The organism is Kytococcus sp. Marseille-QA3725, from assembly GCF_054950055.1.
The window spans coordinates 456,089-472,179 of record NZ_JBUCLA010000001.1 but is presented as its reverse complement, the minus strand read 5'-3'; the positions used below and the strand labels follow the sequence as shown (position 1 = coordinate 472,179).

Genomic DNA, 16,091 nt, shown 5'->3' with positions numbered 1-16,091 from the left:
CCACGCGGCGGCGGGGACGGCACCCGCCCCGTACCCTGTCGCCATGCCGACGCTCGCCCCGCTGCCCCAGCACCTCCGCGACGCCGCCGCGGCCCATCCGGGGGTGGTCGCGCAGCGGGAGCTGGTCGACGGCGACTGGCAGGAGTGGACCTACGAGCAGTTCGAGCGCCGCGCCCTGGACCTCGCCGCCTACCTGGTGGACGCCGGGCTGCGCACAGGGGCGCGGGTCGCGATCGTCTCCCCCAACTGCCCCGCGTGGTCCGTGGTGGACTACGGCGCGATGTCGGCCGGCGCCACCGTGGTGCCGGTGCACCTGACCTCCAGCACCGCCCAGAAGCGCTACGTCCTGGAGCACAGCCGGGCGACGGTGGTGGCCGTCCTCGGGGACGAGGAGCTGGAGCGCGTCACCGCACTGGTGGACGCCGAGGCGCTGCGCGGCGTCCTGGCCGTCGAGTGCTCCCCGGCGGCGACCGCGACGGCCAGGAAGGCGCTCGGCGTACCCGTGGTCGACCTCGAGGAGGCGATCACGACCGGGCACGCGGCCCCCGAGCAGGTGCACCGGGAGGTCACCCGCCGGGTGGCCGACGCGGAGCTCGACGCCGTCGCGACGATCCTCTACACCTCCGGCACCACCGGCACCCCCAAGGCCGTCCCGCTGACGCACCGGAACCTGACCACCCAGTTCCACACCATCGAGGACCGCTTCGACTTCACCCCCGGTCAGCGCTCGCTGAGCTTCCTGCCGCTGTCCCACGCGCTCGAGCGCGCATGGACCGCCTTCGGCGTGCAGCAGGCCCTCACCATCGCCTACTGCCGCAACCCGCGCGAGGTGCAGCCGCTGCTCGCTGCGGCGCAGCCGCAGGTGATGGTGAGCGTTCCCCGGCTCTACGAGCGGGTCTACGCCGGTGCCCACCAGAACGCCGACCGGAACGCCGCCACCCGCCGCCTCTTCGACTGGGCGATGCGGGTGGGCCTGCGGCGCAACCTGGCCCGCCACGGCGGTGAGCGCGTGCACCCCCTGACCGAGGTCGCCTACCGGGTGGCCGACCGGGTGGTGCTCCACCGCATCCGCGACGTGCTGGGCGGCCCGAAGACCTGCATGGCCGTCGGCGGGGCGGCGCTGCGCCGGGAGGTCGAGGAGTTCCTGCTGGCCGCGGACCTGCTCGTCTCGCAGGGCTACGGCCTGTCCGAGACCTCCCCGGTGGTGGCCTGCCCCGGTGTGCGGGAGTGGCGGTTCGGCACCGTGGGCACGCCGATCGAGGGCATGGAGGTGCGCATCGTGCCGCAGGCCGACGCCCCCGATCTGCCCGGCGTCGGCGAGATCCAGGTGCGCGGGGACGGCGTGTTCGCCGGCTACTTGCCGAACGCCGACGGCACCGACCCGAGCCCGGAGGCGTTCACCGAGGACGGGTGGTTCCGCACCGGTGACCTCGGCCGCCTCGACGAGGACGGCTTCCTCTCCCTGACCGGCCGCTCGAAGGAGCTGATCGTCACCGACGGCGGCCGGAACATCGCGCCCGCGGCCATCGAGGGCCTCCTCGAGAGCGACGCCCTCATCGAGTACTCGATGGTGGTCGGCGACGGGCGGCCCTACCTGACGGCCGTGGTCTCGCTGGACCGGGCCGCGGTGGACGAGGAGATGCCGGGGACCGACCCTGCGACGCTGCGCAAGGAGGTCTCGCACCGGGTGGCGGAGCTGACCTCGGAGCTGGCCCGCTACGAGCGGATCACCCACGTGGTGGTGGCCGACGAGCCGTTCACGATGGAGGGCGGGGAACTCACCCCGACGCTCAAGGTGCGCCGGTCCGTGGTGGCCGGGAAGTACGCCGCGCAGATCGACGCGCTCTACCGCTGAGCGGGGCCTCCGCCACTGAGAGGGGGCGGCTCAGCCCTCGTCCGACGGGGAGGCCTCCTCGGCGTCGCTGCTCTCGGTGCTCTCGGTGTCGGCGCTCTCGTCGTCGTCCGCGGGCGGCAGGAAGACCACCCGGTCGGACAGCTCGAAGGCCTGCACCACGTCGAGCACCGTGTCCTCCGGATCCTTGACGCCGAAGACCACCGGGAAGGTGGCGGTCTCCCCCGTGGCCAGGTCGCGCGCCGGCAGCGAGTTGATGCCGTTCCCGGCGTCGAACACGCGGGAGGCCGGCTCCCCGGCGCTCTGGGCCCCGAGGCGGAAGTCGCTCAGCCGGAAGGTCTCCGGGGCGCGATTGGTGAGCGTCACCTCGTAGCGCTCGAACTGGCTGAAGCCCTCCGTGCCGGCCGCGGCCGACGAGGGGACGTAGGACTCCCCCTCGGTCACGTGGACGACGACGCCCGACGGCCAACGGTAGGCCTGGCCACGGTGCGGGATCGCGGGCTCCTCGACGACCTTGCCGCGGGCGTCCGCGGCCTCGCCGTCCCCGGAGGCGGACCCGCTCGCGGACGAGTCGTCCGAGGACGAGTCGCTCGTCGGCGACCCACCGGTCTCGTCGCCCGGGGACTCCTCGGGTGCCGGCTCCTGGGAGGTCGGCTGGGCGTCGTCACCGGACGACGCCGGGTCCTCCGGCTCCGTGGACGCGGGGGCCGACGGGTCGGCCGCCCCGGAGGACTCGTCGGGAGCACCGTCCTGCGTGTCGGTGGTGTCGGTCGGCTCGGGCGACGAGTCGTCGGTCGAGGGCCCGTCGTCCCGGGTGGGTTCCGCCGTGTCCTCCCCCGAGGTCGACGACCGGCCCTGCGCCGAGGACTCCTCCGGCGACCCGCCGATCCCGATCGAGACGTCGCCGCACCCGGTGAGCAGCCAGCCGGAGGCGAGGGCCGCCGCCGACGCCGCCAGCACGCGCCGGCGCAGCGCCACGGGACCCGGTCGGGAGCAGGGCGGGGTCATCGGGGTCCTCCGGGTGGTCGCGGGCGCGGCAGCGCCCCATCAGGCGGGGCGCCCCATGGTAGAGCAGCGGTCCGACCCGGGCCTCTTCATGTGGCCCGTGCCCCACCTGGGGTGGGAGACTCTTCCCTGCCCGCCACCGCGGGTGCCCCGACCCCCCCCCCCCCCCCCCCCCCCCCCCCCCCCCCCCCCCCCCCCCCCCAAGGAGTGACAGTGGCACTGAGCGTGTTCGACCTGTTCTCGATCGGCATCGGCCCGTCGAGCTCGCACACCGTCGGCCCGATGCGCGCGGCCGTCCTGTTCGCCGAGCGCCTCGGCGAGGAGGGTGTCCTGGACCGGGTCGAGCGGATCCACGCCCAACTCTACGGTTCGCTGGGGGCGACCGGCGTCGGCCACGGGTCCGACAAGGCCGTGCTGCTCGGCCTGGCCGGCGAGCGTCCCGAGATCTGCGACCCGCGCGCCGTGGAGGGGACCCTGGAGCGCATCCGCACCGAGAAGCGGCTGCCCCTGAACGGTGGGCGCGAGATCACCTTCGACGAGGACCGCGACCTGGTGCTGCACCGCCGCAAGACGCTGCCCGTGCACCCCAACGGCATGAGCTTCACCGCCTACGACGCCGACGACGAGGTGCTCAGCGAGCACGTCTACTACTCGGTCGGCGGTGGCTTCGTGGTGAACGAGAACGCGGACGGCAGCTCCTCCATCGTCGAGGACGAGACCCCCCTGCCCCACCACTTCACCACCGGTGACCAGCTGCTGGAGATCTGCCGCAAGACCGGCATGACGATCCCGCAGGTGGTGCTGGAGAACGAGAAGGTGTGGCGCTCCGAGGAGGAGATCCGTGCCGGCCTGCTGGAGATCTGGGAGGTCATGAAGGAGTGCGTGCACAACGGCACGCACGCCGAGGGCACGCTGCCCGGCGGGCTGAAGGTCCCGCGCCGCGCCCCCTCGCTGTGGGAGGCGCTCAAGGAGGCCGACGAGGAGGCGGCCGACCCCCTGTCGGGCATGGACTGGATCACCGTCTACGCGCTGGCGGTCAACGAGGAGAACGCCTCCGGCGGCCGCGTGGTGACCGCCCCTACCAACGGGGCGGCCGGCATCATCCCCGCCGTCCTGCACTACTACGCCAACTTCATCCCGGGCGCGGACGACGAGGGGGTCGTCGACTTCCTGCTCACCGCCGGCGCGGTGGGGATCATCTTCAAGGAGAACGCCTCCATCTCCGGCGCCGAGGTCGGCTGTCAGGGCGAGGTCGGCTCCGCCTGCTCGATGGCGGCCGGTGCCTTCGCGCAGGTCATCGGTGGTGACCCGCTGCAGGTGGAGAACGCCGCGGAGATCGGCATGGAGCACAACCTGGGCCTCACCTGCGACCCAGTGGGCGGTCTGGTGCAGATCCCCTGCATCGAGCGCAACGCGGTGGCCTCGGTGAAGGCGATCAGCGCGGCCCGCACCGCCCTGCGCGGGGACGGCTCGCACATCGTCAGCCTGGACAAGGTGGTCAAGACGATGCGCGACACCGGCGCGGACATGAAGGTGAAGTACAAGGAGACCGCGCGCGGCGGGCTGGCGGTGAACGTCATCGAGTGCTGAGCCCCCGCACGTGGAACGGCCCGGTCCCCGCGGTGGGGCCGGGCCGTTCGCCGTCCCGGTCTGCGCAACGTCGTGGTCCTTCGGCGGGCGCTCGCCCTGGCCGATGCCCGGAGCGAGTCCGTCGGGGAGACGCGCACCCGCCTGGCACTGGTGGCCGGCGGGTTGGCGCCTCGTGCGCAGGTGACGGTGCAGACGAGCCGGGGCCGCTACCGGTTGGACCTGCTGGTCGAGGAGCTCGGTGTCGCCGTGGAGTTCGACGGCACCGTCAAGTACGACGGGGCGCAAGGGCGGGAAGAAGGTCCGGGAGGACGCGCGCCGCGAGCTCGGTCTCGGTGTCGTCCGCGTCGTGTGGCCCGATCTCGGGGGCGCCGGCGCGGGTGACCGTCTCGTGGCCCGCGTGCGAGCGGCTTCCCGGCACCGGTGACCGAGGCCGACGCGGGTTCCTCACTCCCCGCTCCCACGCCCATCAGAGCCGAGCCCGCGCCCGTGCTCGCCAACACCCACCAGGGCCGAACCCACGTACAGGCACCGCGCTCACTCACGCACCGGCACATCGGCACATCGGCACATCGGCACAAAAGTGTGTCTGCGTTCCAGAGGTGCGGGTTCTCCGGGGAGGTTCTGGAACGTGGGCACACATCTCCGGGGGGTCGGGTCCGACGGCCCCGGCTCTCCTGCCCACGGCGACCGCAGAAACGGGCCGCCCCACGGCCGCCGAGGCCGGCCCGCGCACGAAGACGGCCCGACCCCTCGGCGAGGGGTCGGGCCGTTCCGCTCGACCGGGCCACCGGCGTACCGGGCGTGTCCGGGGGTCAGTGCGTCAGAACTTGCCGTAGAAGGCGCGGTTCTCCGGCCGCCACATCAGGAAGATGATGACCGCGGCGAGGGCCGCGGTGAGCAGGCTGATGATCGTGCCCAGGAGGTTGCCGCCAGTCCCCATGGCAGAGCCCAGGAGCAGACCGCCCAGGGTGAACACGATGTACAGCACGCCCAGGATGGTCCCGGTGATGCGGGCCCAGTTCATGCCCTTGCTGTTGGCCCAGGCGTGCAGGACCCAGAGCAGGGCACCGATGAGGCCGAGGACGATCGCCGTCCCGATGCCGATCGCCACGGCCGCGTCGAGGGCACTCGAGTCCAGTGCCTCACCCCTCGCCTCGGCCTGCTGCTTGGCGTTCTCCCGGATCTGGTCCTGCATGAACAGACCCGGCAGCAGGCCCAGCAGGGACAGGACGGCACCCAGCCACATGAGCTTGACGGCGGTCCGAACGGGCTTCGGCTTGCCCACCGGACGGCGACCGTCGTGCTGCCCGTACTGGTCGTCCATCCGCGGGGCGTTCGGGAAGTCCCCCTGCTGGCCGTGACCCTGCTGGGGGTAGCCCTGCGGCTGGCCACCCTGCTGCGGGTAGCCGTTGTTCTGCGGCGGGTAGGTCATGTGTGTGTCCCTTCGTCGACTGTTCACGAACTGCGTCCATTGTCCCTGTGCCGGTGGTCGGCTCGCTCCCTGCCCCGCCGAAGGGGCCGGGACGGGCTCCACGCCGAGTCGGCCCCTGCCGTCCGCGTGGCTGCGGCGCGATGATGACCCGGGATACGTCGGCGCACCGACCTCCCTCCGGACTGAGGGAGAATGCCCCCATGAGTGACACCTCCCTCCTGCCCGATGCCGCCGCCGGAGCCGGGGTCCTTCTCGCCGCCATGTACGGCACCAGTGGTGTGACCAAGCTGGGTGCCCCCGAGAGCACCGAGAGCGCCTTCCACCAGCTGCGGCTCCCGGCCTGGCTGGTGCGGATGAAGGCCCCCGCCCTGCTGGGCCCCGGCGAGATCCTCCTCGCCCTGGCCCTGCTGCTCCTGCCAGCCCCCTGGTACTGGCTGCCGGCCGTGGCCGCCCTGCTGCTCGGCATCGTCTACACGGTGCTCATCGTGCGCGCCCTGGGCTTCGACGTGCCGGTGACCTGCGGCTGCTTCGGGGCGCTCGGACAGGGCGAGGTGACCCGCAGCACCGTCGTCCGCAACCTGGTGCTGGTCGCGCTGGGCGTCGTGACGGTCGCGGACGCGGCCGCCGGCGGCAGCGTGATCGGCCGCCTGCTCACGGGCACCGGGCTCTGGTGGTGGCTGCCGGTCCTGGCCGCGGCGGTGGCCCTCACCTGGCTGATCGGCGGCGGGTCGTCCTCGGCCCGCGACGCCGGTGCGGTGCGGGACCCGCAGCCGGGCGACGAGGCCGTCACCCAGGAGGCGCCGCAGGAGGAGCTCGACTACCTGCGCACCCCCATCCCGTACGTGCAGGTGGAGAGCGACGAGGGCCCGCTGCACCTGCGCGACCTGGCCCGCCAGAAGGCGTGGCTGGTGCTCTACGTGAGCCTGGGCTGCGGCGGCTGCACCACGGCCCTGGAGCGGGCCGAGGAGTTCGCCGAGGAGTTCCCGCACGTCGGCGTCCTGACCGTCACCACCACTCCCTCGGCACCCGACCACCCGGCCCGCCCGGAGCACGGGGTGGTCGCCTACGACGAGGACCAGCGCCTGCGGCAGACCATGCAGTTGTGGAGCACCCCGACGGCGTTCGTCATGGGCGCCGACGGCCTGCTCGCCGGCGGCCCGGTCGCCGGCGGCAGCCTCTGCGTCCGCTTCATGGACGAGATCTCCGAGGAGCTGCGGACCGCCGCCGAGTGAGCCTCACTCGGCGGGCACGACCGTGCCGTCGTACTCGGAGCGGATGAACTCGGCCACCTCCTTGCCGGCCAGCAGCTTCGCCAGCTTCTTCAGCCGCGGGTCCTCGGCATCCTCGGTGCGCACGACCAGCAGGTTGGCGTACGGGTTGCCCTCCGCCTCCTCGAGCGCGAGCGCGTCGTCGGTGGGCCTGAGGTCGGCCTCGATGGCGTAGTTGCCGTTGATGACGGCGGCGTCCACGTCGCCCAGCGAGCGCGGCAGCTGGGCGGCCTCGAGCTCGGTGATCTCCGGCCCGCCGTCCTTCACGTCGCCCACCGTCGGGGCGGCGTCCCCGGTGTCCTCGAGCTCCAGGACGCCCTGGTCGGCCAGCAGCCGCAGGGCGCGGCCACCGTTGGAGGGGTCGTTGGGGATGGCGATCTTGCTGCCGCTCGAGAGCCCGGCGAGGTCGTCGACCTTCTCGGAGTACACCCCCAGCGGCTCCAGGTGCACGGCGCCCAGGCTGGTGAAGTCGTACCCGGCGGCCTCCTCCTGCTCGTCCAGGTAGGGCTGGTGCTGGAAGTAGTTGGCGTCCAGGTCGCCGGCGTCCAGCGCCTCGTTCGGCTGCACGTAGTCGGTGAACTCGACCACCTCGATCTCCAGCCCCGCGTCCGCGGCGAGCTCGTCCCGGACGAAGGTGAGGATCTCCCCGTGGGGCACGGGGTTGACCCCCACCCTCAGGGTGTCGCCCCCGGACCCGCGGCCGCAGGCACCGAGGGTGATCGAGGAGGCGAAGGCGGCGGTCAGCGTGAGGACGGTGCGGCGGGTGGGGTGGGTGGGATTCATGGTTCTCTCCTGTGGGATGTAGCGGGGTGGTGAGGCTGGGTGACGGAGGGGGCGGCGCCTGCCCCCCGGGACGGACGGCTCAGTCGACCTGCACGACGGTCCCCTGCCAGGTGTCCTGGATGAACTCGCCCACCTCGGGTCCGTGGAGGACCTCTGCCAGGGCGGCCAGGTGCTCGTCGTCGGCCTCCTCGGCGGTGGTGACCAGGTTGATGACGAAGCGCTCGTCGTCCGGCTCCTCCCGGACCAGCGCCTCGTCCACCTCCAGGCCGTTCTCCACGGCGTAGTTGCCGGGGACGGCGCTGACGTCCACGTCCCCCACCGAGCGCACGGTCTGGGCCGCCTCGACCGGCACGAACTCGAGGTCGTGGGGGTTCTTCCGCACGTCCTCGGGGGTCGGCGGCGTGTCTCCGGTGTCGGCCAGCTCGATCAGGCCCTCCTCCTCGAGCAGCCACAGACCGCGGGCCCCGTTGGTGGGGTCGTTCGGGACGGCCACGCGGGCGCCCGAGGGCAGGTCGTCCAGGCTGTCGACCTTCTCGGAGTACAGGCCCATCGGCTGGTTGGAGATCCCGTCGACGATCTCGAAGTCGTACCCGGCGGCCTTCTCCTGGCTCTCCAGGAAGAGCTCGTGCTGGTAGTAGTTCGCGTCCACCGAGCCCTCGTGCAGTGCCACGTTCGGCTGCACGTAGTCGGTGAACTCCTCGACCTCCAGCTCGAATCCGTTCTCGGCGTCCAGCTCCTCGTCGTCGACGAAGCGCAGGATCTCGGCGTGCGGGGTCGGCGTCGCGGCCACCTTCACGACCGGCACGTCGCCGGCCGAGGCGTCACCCCGGCCGCAGCCGGTGAGCGCCAGCCCGGACAGGGCCAGTCCGGCCAGGGCGACGGCGGTGCGCGAGGGAGTGGGACGGGTGGCGGAGCTCTCGGCGGGGGGCATGGCAGGTCCTCTCGGGAGGGTTCACGGGTAGGGGGTGCCTTGGGCACGACCGGGTGCGGTCTGCCGTGGCGGGTGGTGGGCCCGGTCCGTGCCGGGCGGGTGGGGGGGGGGGTGAGGACGCCGCCGGTGGTCGGCGGCGTCTCCCCGTCAGTGGCGGGTGAGGCGGGCGGCGGTGTCCCCGACGAACTGCACGAGGACCACCAGGGCCATGAGCACCAGCACGCAGGCGATGGTCACGGTCATGTCGAACCGCTGGTAGCCGTAGCGGATGGCGAGGTCGCCCAGTCCCCCGCCACCGACAGCACCGGCCATCGCGGAGTAGCCGATGAGCGCGACGACGGTGACGGTGAGGCCGGCGATCAGGCCCGGAAGCGCCTCGGGCAGCAGCACCGCCCGGATCACCTGACCGCGGCTGGCCCCCATCGCGGAGGCGGCCTCCACCTTGCCCGGGTCGACCTCCCGCAGCGCCGTCTCCACGAGGCGGGCCAGGAACGGGATGGCGCCCAGGGTCAGCGGCACGGCGGCCGCCGTCGGGCCGATGGTGGTGCCGGCCAGCACCTTGGTCATCGGGGCCACGAGCACCAGCAGGATGATGAACGGGATGGAGCGGCCCGCGTTCACGACGGCGGCCACCACCGCGTTGAGCAGGCGGTGCGGGAACAGCCCGCCGGGCGCCGTGGCCACGAGCAGAACGCCCAGCGGCAGGCCGACCAGCAGACCGATCCCGGTTGCCAGCCCCACCATGTAGAGGGTGTCCAGGGTGCCGGAGACGAGCTCCTCGACGAGGCGGTCGGTGGTCATGCGAGGGTCTCCTGTCGGGCGGGCTCGGTGACGAGCAGGTCGAGGGTGCCGATGCGCGAGCCGTGGAGGTTCTCCACGCGGGCCGCGGCCACCTGCACCCGGTGGCCGGTGGCGGTGAGCTCGGCGATGATGGCGTCCTCGTCCTGGGTGGCCAGGTCGAGGGTGAGGAGGCGCGCACCGGGCGGCAGCCCGGCGGCCTCCAGCGGGCGCACGGGGCGCGGCACGAGCTGGGAGGCAAGGGTGCTCCCCCGGGTGGCGGCGACCTCCGCCAGGGAGCCGGACTCCACGACCCGACCGGCCGAGAGCAGGGTCACTGCATCAGCCACGCGGGTGACGACGTCCATCTCGTGCGTGATGAGCACGGTGGTCAGCCCGAGGTCCTCAGTGAGCTCGCGCAGCAGGTCCAGCACGCCGTCGGTGGTCTCCGGGTCGAGCGCGCTGGTGGCCTCGTCGCAGAGCAGCACCGCGGGGCCGGTGACCAGCGCCCGGGCGATCGCGACGCGCTGCTTCTGCCCGCCGGAGAGCTGCCGCGGGTGCGCTCCGGCGCGATCGGCGAGCCCGACGCGCTCCAGGAGCTCGGCGGCCCGCCGGGCCCGCTCGGTGCGGCCGACCCCGGCCAGCTCCAGCGGCAGCGCGACGTTCTGTGCGGCGGTGCGCGAGTCCAGCAGGTTGAAGTGCTGGAAGATCATGCCGATCTCACGGCGGGCCCGACGCACCTCCCCGGCCCGCAGCGCCGTCAGCTCACGGCCGTCCACGGTCACGCTGCCCGAGGTGGGGCGCTCCAGCAGGTTGATGCAACGCACCAGCGTCGACTTGCCGGAGCCGGACGGCCCGACGACGCCGTGCACGCTGCCACGGTCAATGTGCAGGGAGACCTCGTCCAGGGCGTGGACGGGCTCTCCCCCACCGGTGGGGAAATAGGTCTTGGACACCTTGTCCAGGGTGATCATGAAGGTCCTTCCGGGCACGACGGAATGACCCGACGGACACCTGGGAATGCCGAGGCAGACCCGGGTCGACGCCGGGGGCGAAAAAAGGGGGGCGTGGGTTCTGAGGGCCTGGGGACTACCGGGTCCGACGACGACTCACCACGGGGTGAGGGGTCGATGGTCCGGCAGGAGCCTCAGGACCTCGTCCACATACAGCAGATGCGCATCGTTTCCTCCATCGTTTCTGGCGTTAGCACCCTCGCCCTGCCGGGGGGTTGCTGCGGTTTCAGGGAGCCAGATCTCTCCACCGCTCTGGATACAGTGCGCTCAAGATACGCCGCGAGAAGGAATTCGCCAAATGCGCCCCTCCCCGCCTCGTCCTGCGGCCAGGCGGCCGCGGGCTCGGTACCGTTGCCCCCACCGTGGGGCGTCCTGCCCCGCACGCACACCCGCCCGGGACACCCGGGCGCTGACACGAGAGGGGAACGCCGATGAAGACCTTCGGCAAGATCCTGTTCTTCCTGGGTGTCCTGTCGCTGGTCCTCGGCATCATCGGGGCGATCGTGGCCGGCACCTCCTTCGGCTCGGCGAACGACGCCCTCACCGAGAAGGAGACGATCAACGGCGCCACCTCGGTCTCCATGGACGACGACGAGTCGCGCATGCTCCTCGGGGACAGCTCCGGCGACGCCTCCGAGTGCTCCGCGACCGGCGGCAGCATCGAGGCGATGCCGGCCAACGCCGACTTCGAGATCAACGGCGACCAGGTCCTCGGCACGCTGACGGCCGACGGCGAGGGAGACGTCATGGTCACCTGCCCCGGCAGCGACTACGCACTCTCCGGACCCGGTGAGTTCTCCGACTTCATGAAGCTCGGTCTGGGCGCGCTGGCCGCGATCATCTTCGGCCTGCTCGGCCTGTTCCTCATGGCGGTCGGTGGCCTGCTCTGGTTCCTCGGTCGCCGCAAGCAGAAGCAGCAGACCTACTCGCACTACAGCAACGGCGAGTACTCCGACCAGTTCGCCCGCTCCGCCCCGTACAGCCAGCAGGGTCACCAGGCCCCGCCGGCCCCGTACGCCTCCACCGACCGGCCGACTTACGGCGAGCCGGTGCGCGACGACCGGTCCTGGGACCGCGGGGACAACACCCCGCCCCCGCCGCCCCGCGGCTGACCACACACCGTGCCCCCGCGGCACGACACCGACGAGGAGGGTCCCGGCGTGTGCCGGGACCCTCCTCGTCGTTCGTCCACACACCGGTCAGGAGGGAGACCCTCCGGGGGACCTCCCCCGTCGCACCGTCGGCGGGGGCCCAGTGCCTCTGGAGCGTCCGATGAGGGGCGCCGGCAAGGTCCTCACCGTGCTGGGCCTGGTGTTCCTCGTCCTGGCGATCATCGCGGCCGTCTTCGGCATGCTGGGGGCGATCTTCGGCTTCTCCCTGGCCCTGCTGCTGCTCGGCCTCGGCATCCTGCTGTGGATCCTGGGACGCCGCTCCCACCGGCCCCCGCAGGCCCCGTACGGAGGTCCCCCATACGGGGGTCCGGGTGGGTACGGCGCGTACGCCGCCCAGCGCTCGTAGTGGTCGAGCACGTCGTGGCACAGGGTGTCCGCGTCGTACCCGAGCACGTCGTAGACCTCACCGGTCGGCAGGGCGACCTCCAGCCGGGTGGTCGTGTCGTCGGCCTCCAGCACGCGGGCGCCGTAGCTCGGCTGCGGCACCACCCGCACCTGCACCGGGTAGCGGAAGGGGTCCATCGGCCCGCTCCCGTCGGCCATCACCGGCGCCGGCACGATGAGGGCGGCACGACGCTTGACGCGGCCCCGCTCCAGCGGCTCGCTGGCCTCGACCCGCGCCTCCACGCCCTGCCCCCGCAGCTCGGTCGCCACCGACTCCAGGGCCGGGAGCACCGTCTCGTCGAGCCGCGCGGTCGCACGACCGACGCTCACCGAGCCGAGCGCCAGACCGAGTCGACGGCGCCACGAGCCACCGTGCTCCTCGCCGCGGGCCAGCTGACCGGTCAGCGAGGCACGGTGCGCGTCCGCCCGGGCCCGCTCGGCCTCGAGGGCCCGGTGCAGGCCCACCATCACCAGGATCATCACCACGGCGAACGGCAGGCCCATCACGATGGTGGCGCTCTGCAGCGCCGGGATGCCGCCCACCAGCAGCATCGCGATGGTGAGCACACCGGTCGCGACGGCCCAGAAGATGCGCAGCGCCGGGTGGGCGTCGTGCTCCGGGTCCGGCAGGTACGAGGACAGGTTGGCCATGACCAGCGCACCGGAGTCGGCGGAGGTCACGTAGAACAGCAGCCCGACGAAGGTGGCCAGACCCACGAGCACCATCGGCAGCGGGTGGTCCTGCAGGAGGGTGAAGAAGCCCTGCTCGGGCGAGTTCATGGCCAGCTCTCCGAACGCCTTGTCACCGCCGCGGATGCGCTCGACCGCGGTGTTCCCGAACACCGAGACCCACATGACGATGTAGCAGAAGGGGATGGTGAGCGTGCCGAACACGAACTGCCCGATGGTGCGACCGCGCGAGATGCGGGCCAGGAACATGCCGACGAAGCTCGCCCAGGCCACCCACCAGGCCCAGAAGAAGAGGGTCCACGCGCCCATCCAGTCGCTCGGGTGGTCGAAGGCCATGGTGTTGAGCGTCATGCCCGGGAAGAGCGAGACGTAGTCCCCGACGTTCATGGTGATGGCGCGCAGCAGGAAGGAGGTCTCGCCGGTGACCAGCACCCAGCCGGCGAGCAGGATCGCCAGCAGCACGTTCAGCTGCGAGAGCAGCCGGATGCCGCGGTCGACGCCGGTGGTCGCCGAGACGGTCGCCACGGCCACCGCGAGCACGACCAGGCCGATCTGGGCGCCGGTCCCCTGCCCGGTCCCGAAGAGGATGTCGATGCCGACGTTGAGCATGACGACGCCGATGCCCAGCGAGGTGGCGACACCGAAGATGGTGCCCAGCACGGTCGCGGTGTCCACCGCGTGGCCCACGGGGCCCTGGATGCGGCGCCCGAAGATCGGGTGCAGCGCCGAGCGGACGGCCAGCGGCAACCCTCGCCGGTGGGCGAAGTAGCCCAGCGCGATGCCCATGAGCGTGTACATGCCCCACCCGGTGATGCCGTAGTGGAACATCGTCCAGACGGTCGCCTCGCGGGCGGCCTCGATGGAGCCGGCCTCGACCTCGGGCGGTGCGAGGAACTGGGTGGCGGGCTCGGCGACGGCGAAGAACATGACGTCGGTGCCGATGCCGGCGGCGAAGAGCATCGCTGCCCAGGCGAAGGTCGAGAACTCGGGCCGGTCGCTGTCGGCGCCGAGCCGGACGCGCGAGTAGCGCAGGGCCAGGTACACGACGAAGACGAGCACGACGGTGGCCAGCGCGATGTAGAACCAGCCGAACCAGTTGGAGATCCAGCCGACGAGGTGACCCAGCTGGGTGGCGGACGCCTCCGGGGCCACCAGGGCCCACCCGGCGACGAGCACGGTGACCAGACCCGCGGGGACCAGAACGGGCCACACGACGCGCGGCCCCTCCTGCTCCTCGCCCGGCGGCGCGGCGTGTTCCTCGGTCATGACGGAGCTCATGGCTTCCTTCCTCCGCACCGGCGACGGTGCGGGAGTGAGCGTGCGGTGTGTGGGGTGCGCCGGCCTCTGACCCCGGCGCGCGGGCATGCGAACCGGGGCGGGGACCCCGATGGGGTCCCCGCCCCGGTCGCGGGGGGCGTCAGCCGACGGTGCCGGAAGCGCGGAGGGCCTCCTCGGCGGTCGGGACGGACTCGAGCGCGTCCCAGGCGTCGTTGCGCGGGTCACCCTGCGGGTACAGCGGCATGCCCGCGTTCGCGCGGTAGACCGGCGGGTGCTCCGGGGCCAGCGGCGTGTTGCCGGCGATCAGGTCGGCGGCCTTCTCGGCCACCATCATCACCGGGGCGTAGATGTTGCCGTTGGTGATGGAGGGGAACACCGAGGCGTCGACGACGCGCAGCCCCTGGGTGCCGTGCACCTGCATCGTGTCCGGGTCCACGACGCTCATCGGGTCGCGGCCCATCTTGGCCGAGCAGCTCGGGTGCAGCGCGGTCTCGGCGTCCTGGGCCACCCAGTCCAGGATCTCCTGGTCGGTCTGCACCGACGGTCCGGGCGAGATCTCACCGCCGTTGAACGGGGCGAAGGCCGGCTGACCCAGGATGTGCCGGGCGGCGCGGATGACCTCGACCCACTCGCGGCGGTCGTTCTCGGTGGACAGGTAGTTGAACCGGATGGCCGGGTGCTGGAACGGGTCGTTGCTGCGGATCCGCAGGTCGCCGCGCACGTCGGAGTTCATCGGGCCGATGTGCACCTGGTAGCCGTGGTCGCCGCCGGAGGCGGTGCCGTCGTAGCGCACCGCGATCGGCAGGAAGTGGAACATCAGGTTCGGGTAGTCCACGCGGTCGCTGGTGCGGATGAAGCCACCGGCCTCGAAGTGGTTGGTCGCGCCCGGGCCCCGGTTGCGGAACAGCCACTCGGCCCCGATGTACGGCGCCTTCTTGAGGTCCAGCCACGGCGCCATCGACACCGGCTGGGTGGCGGCGTGCTGCAGGTACACCTCGAGGTGGTCCTGCAGGTTCTGGCCCACGCCCGGCAGCTCGACGCGCGGCGTGACGCCGGCGGCGCGCAGGGTCTCGGGGTCACCGACGCCCGAGAGCTGCAGCGTCTGCGGGGAGTTGAACGCGCCACCGCAGAGGATGACCTCCCCGGCCTCCACCGAGTGGTGGGTGCGGCGCGGGCCGCGGACGAAGTCGACGCCCGTGACGCGGGTGCCCTCCCAGCGCAGCTCGGTCACGTGGCTCAGGGTGCGCACGTGCAGGTTCTTCCGCTTGCGGATCGGCCACAGGTAGGCGCGCGAGGCCGAGAGGCGCGAGCCTTGGAAGACGTTGCGGTCGAAGGGCGCGAAGCCCTCCTGCCGGTAGCCGTTCACGTCGTCGGTGCGGGGGTAGCCGGCCTGCTGCGTGGCCTCGAAGAAGGCCTGGAAGAGCGGCGAGCTGGCCGGGCCGCGCTCGAGCTTCAGCGGGCCCGCGCCGCCGCGCCAGGCGTCGGCGCCGGACAGGCAGGTCTCCATGCGCTTGAAGTAGGGCAGGTTGTGGGCGTGGTCCCAGTGCTCCATGCCCTCGTTCTGCGCCCACTTGGCGTAGTCGCCGGCGTTGCCGCGCTGGAAGATCATGCCGTTGATGGAGGACGAGCCACCCAGCACCTTGCCGCGGGCGTGCTTCACGCGGCGGCCGCCCATGTGCGGCTCGGGCTCGGACTCGTAGGCCCAGTCGTAGAGCGGGTTGCCGCTGGGGAAGACCAGGGCGGCGGGCATCTGGATCAGCGGGTCCCAGGCGAAGTCGGCCCGGCCGGCCTCCAGCACCAGCACGCTGGTGGACGGGTCGGTGGACAGGCGGTTGGCCAGCACGGAGCCGGCGGAGCCACCGCCGACGATCACGTAGTCGTAGCGCTTCTTCATCGTTCTCCTCGGGTCAGGGGGT

Annotated in this window: 12 protein-coding genes and 1 riboswitch; of the genes, 4 read left to right on the top strand and 8 right to left on the bottom strand. The window is 72.3% G+C overall.

All coding sequences use genetic code 11. The features are described from left to right. Positions 1 to 43 precede the first annotated feature (43 nt). A complete protein-coding gene (locus ACY8FT_RS02160) occupies positions 44 to 1,855 on the top strand; it encodes an AMP-dependent synthetase/ligase (RefSeq protein ID WP_462417306.1) in 1,812 nt (603 codons plus the stop codon). Between the two features lie 30 nt (positions 1,856 to 1,885). Here ACY8FT_RS02160 and ACY8FT_RS02155 read toward each other — a convergent pair whose 3' ends face one another. Further along, the gene (locus tag ACY8FT_RS02155; protein WP_462417305.1) at positions 1,886 to 2,860 is read right to left on the bottom strand and encodes a hypothetical protein; all 975 of its coding nucleotides are present in this window, start codon (positions 2,858 to 2,860) and stop codon (positions 1,886 to 1,888) included. A gap of 210 nt (positions 2,861 to 3,070) precedes the next feature. Here ACY8FT_RS02155 and ACY8FT_RS02150 point away from each other — a divergent pair, with 210 nt between their 5' ends. Continuing rightward, positions 3,071 to 4,447 (top strand): L-serine ammonia-lyase, encoded by a 1,377-nt coding sequence (locus tag ACY8FT_RS02150; protein ID WP_462417304.1) that lies wholly within the window; start codon positions 3,071 to 3,073, stop codon positions 4,445 to 4,447. An 820-nt stretch (positions 4,448 to 5,267) separates the two neighbouring features. On the opposite strand, the gene ACY8FT_RS02145 is transcribed toward ACY8FT_RS02150, so the two are convergent. Beyond that, positions 5,268 to 5,879, bottom strand: a complete 612-nt coding sequence (locus ACY8FT_RS02145; protein WP_462417303.1) for a hypothetical protein — start codon at positions 5,877 to 5,879, stop codon at positions 5,268 to 5,270. Positions 5,880 to 6,079: 200 nt separating this feature from the next. Between ACY8FT_RS02145 and ACY8FT_RS02140 the strand changes: the two genes are divergently transcribed. Further along, positions 6,080 to 7,111, top strand: a complete 1,032-nt coding sequence (locus tag ACY8FT_RS02140) for a MauE/DoxX family redox-associated membrane protein (RefSeq protein WP_462417302.1) — start codon at positions 6,080 to 6,082, stop codon at positions 7,109 to 7,111. 3 nt (positions 7,112 to 7,114) lie between these two features. On the opposite strand, the gene ACY8FT_RS02135 is transcribed toward ACY8FT_RS02140, so the two are convergent. From ACY8FT_RS02135 to ACY8FT_RS02120, 4 genes are all read right to left on the bottom strand, one after another. Then, positions 7,115 to 7,930 (bottom strand): MetQ/NlpA family ABC transporter substrate-binding protein, encoded by an 816-nt coding sequence (locus ACY8FT_RS02135; protein WP_462417301.1) that lies wholly within the window; start codon positions 7,928 to 7,930, stop codon positions 7,115 to 7,117. 79 nt (positions 7,931 to 8,009) lie between these two features. Beyond that, complete coding sequence (locus tag ACY8FT_RS02130; protein WP_462417300.1) at positions 8,010 to 8,861, bottom strand: MetQ/NlpA family ABC transporter substrate-binding protein; 852 nt, start codon at positions 8,859 to 8,861, stop codon at positions 8,010 to 8,012. Positions 8,862 to 9,008: 147 nt separating this feature from the next. Beyond that, entirely contained in the window at positions 9,009 to 9,662 is a 654-nt protein-coding gene (locus tag ACY8FT_RS02125; RefSeq protein ID WP_462417299.1) for a methionine ABC transporter permease, read from the bottom strand. Then, positions 9,659 to 10,612, bottom strand: a complete 954-nt coding sequence (locus tag ACY8FT_RS02120) for a methionine ABC transporter ATP-binding protein (protein WP_462417298.1) — start codon at positions 10,610 to 10,612, stop codon at positions 9,659 to 9,661. Before ACY8FT_RS02120 ends, ACY8FT_RS02125 begins: the two co-directional genes overlap by 4 nt. 211 nt (positions 10,613 to 10,823) lie before the next feature. After that, positions 10,824 to 10,914: riboswitch (SAM riboswitch) on the bottom strand. Between the two features lie 168 nt (positions 10,915 to 11,082). Here ACY8FT_RS02120 and ACY8FT_RS02115 point away from each other — a divergent pair. Further along, positions 11,083 to 11,763, top strand: coding sequence for a hypothetical protein (locus ACY8FT_RS02115; protein ID WP_462417297.1), 681 nt, complete (start codon positions 11,083 to 11,085; stop codon positions 11,761 to 11,763). An 87-nt stretch (positions 11,764 to 11,850) separates the two neighbouring features. Here ACY8FT_RS02115 and betT read toward each other — a convergent pair whose 3' ends face one another. Then, positions 11,851 to 14,175 carry a choline BCCT transporter BetT gene (gene betT / locus ACY8FT_RS02110; RefSeq protein WP_462417296.1) on the bottom strand — a complete coding sequence of 775 codons (2,325 nt, stop codon included), beginning with the start codon at positions 14,173 to 14,175 and terminating at the stop codon, positions 11,851 to 11,853. 139 nt (positions 14,176 to 14,314) lie between these two features. After that, on the bottom strand, positions 14,315 to 16,069 hold the full coding sequence (gene betA, locus ACY8FT_RS02105) for a choline dehydrogenase (RefSeq protein WP_462417295.1): 1,755 nt from the start codon (positions 16,067 to 16,069) through the stop codon (positions 14,315 to 14,317). Positions 16,070 to 16,091: the final 22 nt, after the last annotated feature.

Excerpts from the sequence above, each read along its gene's own strand:
- ACY8FT_RS02155 (WP_462417305.1), bottom strand. The coding sequence starts at position 2,860 with ATGACCCCGCCCTGCTCCCGACCGGGTCCCGTGGCGCTGCGCCGGCGC.
- ACY8FT_RS02115 (WP_462417297.1), top strand. The coding sequence starts at position 11,083 with ATGAAGACCTTCGGCAAGATCCTGTTCTTCCTGGGTGTCCTGTCGCTG.
- betA (WP_462417295.1), bottom strand. The coding sequence starts at position 16,069 with ATGAAGAAGCGCTACGACTACGTGATCGTCGGCGGTGGCTCCGCCGGC.
- ACY8FT_RS02130 (WP_462417300.1), bottom strand. The coding sequence starts at position 8,861 with ATGCCCCCCGCCGAGAGCTCCGCCACCCGTCCCACTCCCTCGCGCACC.
- betT (WP_462417296.1), bottom strand. The coding sequence starts at position 14,175 with ATGAGCTCCGTCATGACCGAGGAACACGCCGCGCCGCCGGGCGAGGAG.
- ACY8FT_RS02125 (WP_462417299.1), bottom strand. The coding sequence starts at position 9,662 with ATGACCACCGACCGCCTCGTCGAGGAGCTCGTCTCCGGCACCCTGGAC.
- ACY8FT_RS02135 (WP_462417301.1), bottom strand. The coding sequence starts at position 7,930 with ATGAATCCCACCCACCCCACCCGCCGCACCGTCCTCACGCTGACCGCC.
- ACY8FT_RS02120 (WP_462417298.1), bottom strand. The coding sequence starts at position 10,612 with ATGATCACCCTGGACAAGGTGTCCAAGACCTATTTCCCCACCGGTGGG.
- ACY8FT_RS02145 (WP_462417303.1), bottom strand. The coding sequence starts at position 5,879 with ATGACCTACCCGCCGCAGAACAACGGCTACCCGCAGCAGGGTGGCCAG.
- ACY8FT_RS02160 (WP_462417306.1), top strand. The coding sequence starts at position 44 with ATGCCGACGCTCGCCCCGCTGCCCCAGCACCTCCGCGACGCCGCCGCG.
- ACY8FT_RS02140 (WP_462417302.1), top strand. The coding sequence starts at position 6,080 with ATGAGTGACACCTCCCTCCTGCCCGATGCCGCCGCCGGAGCCGGGGTC.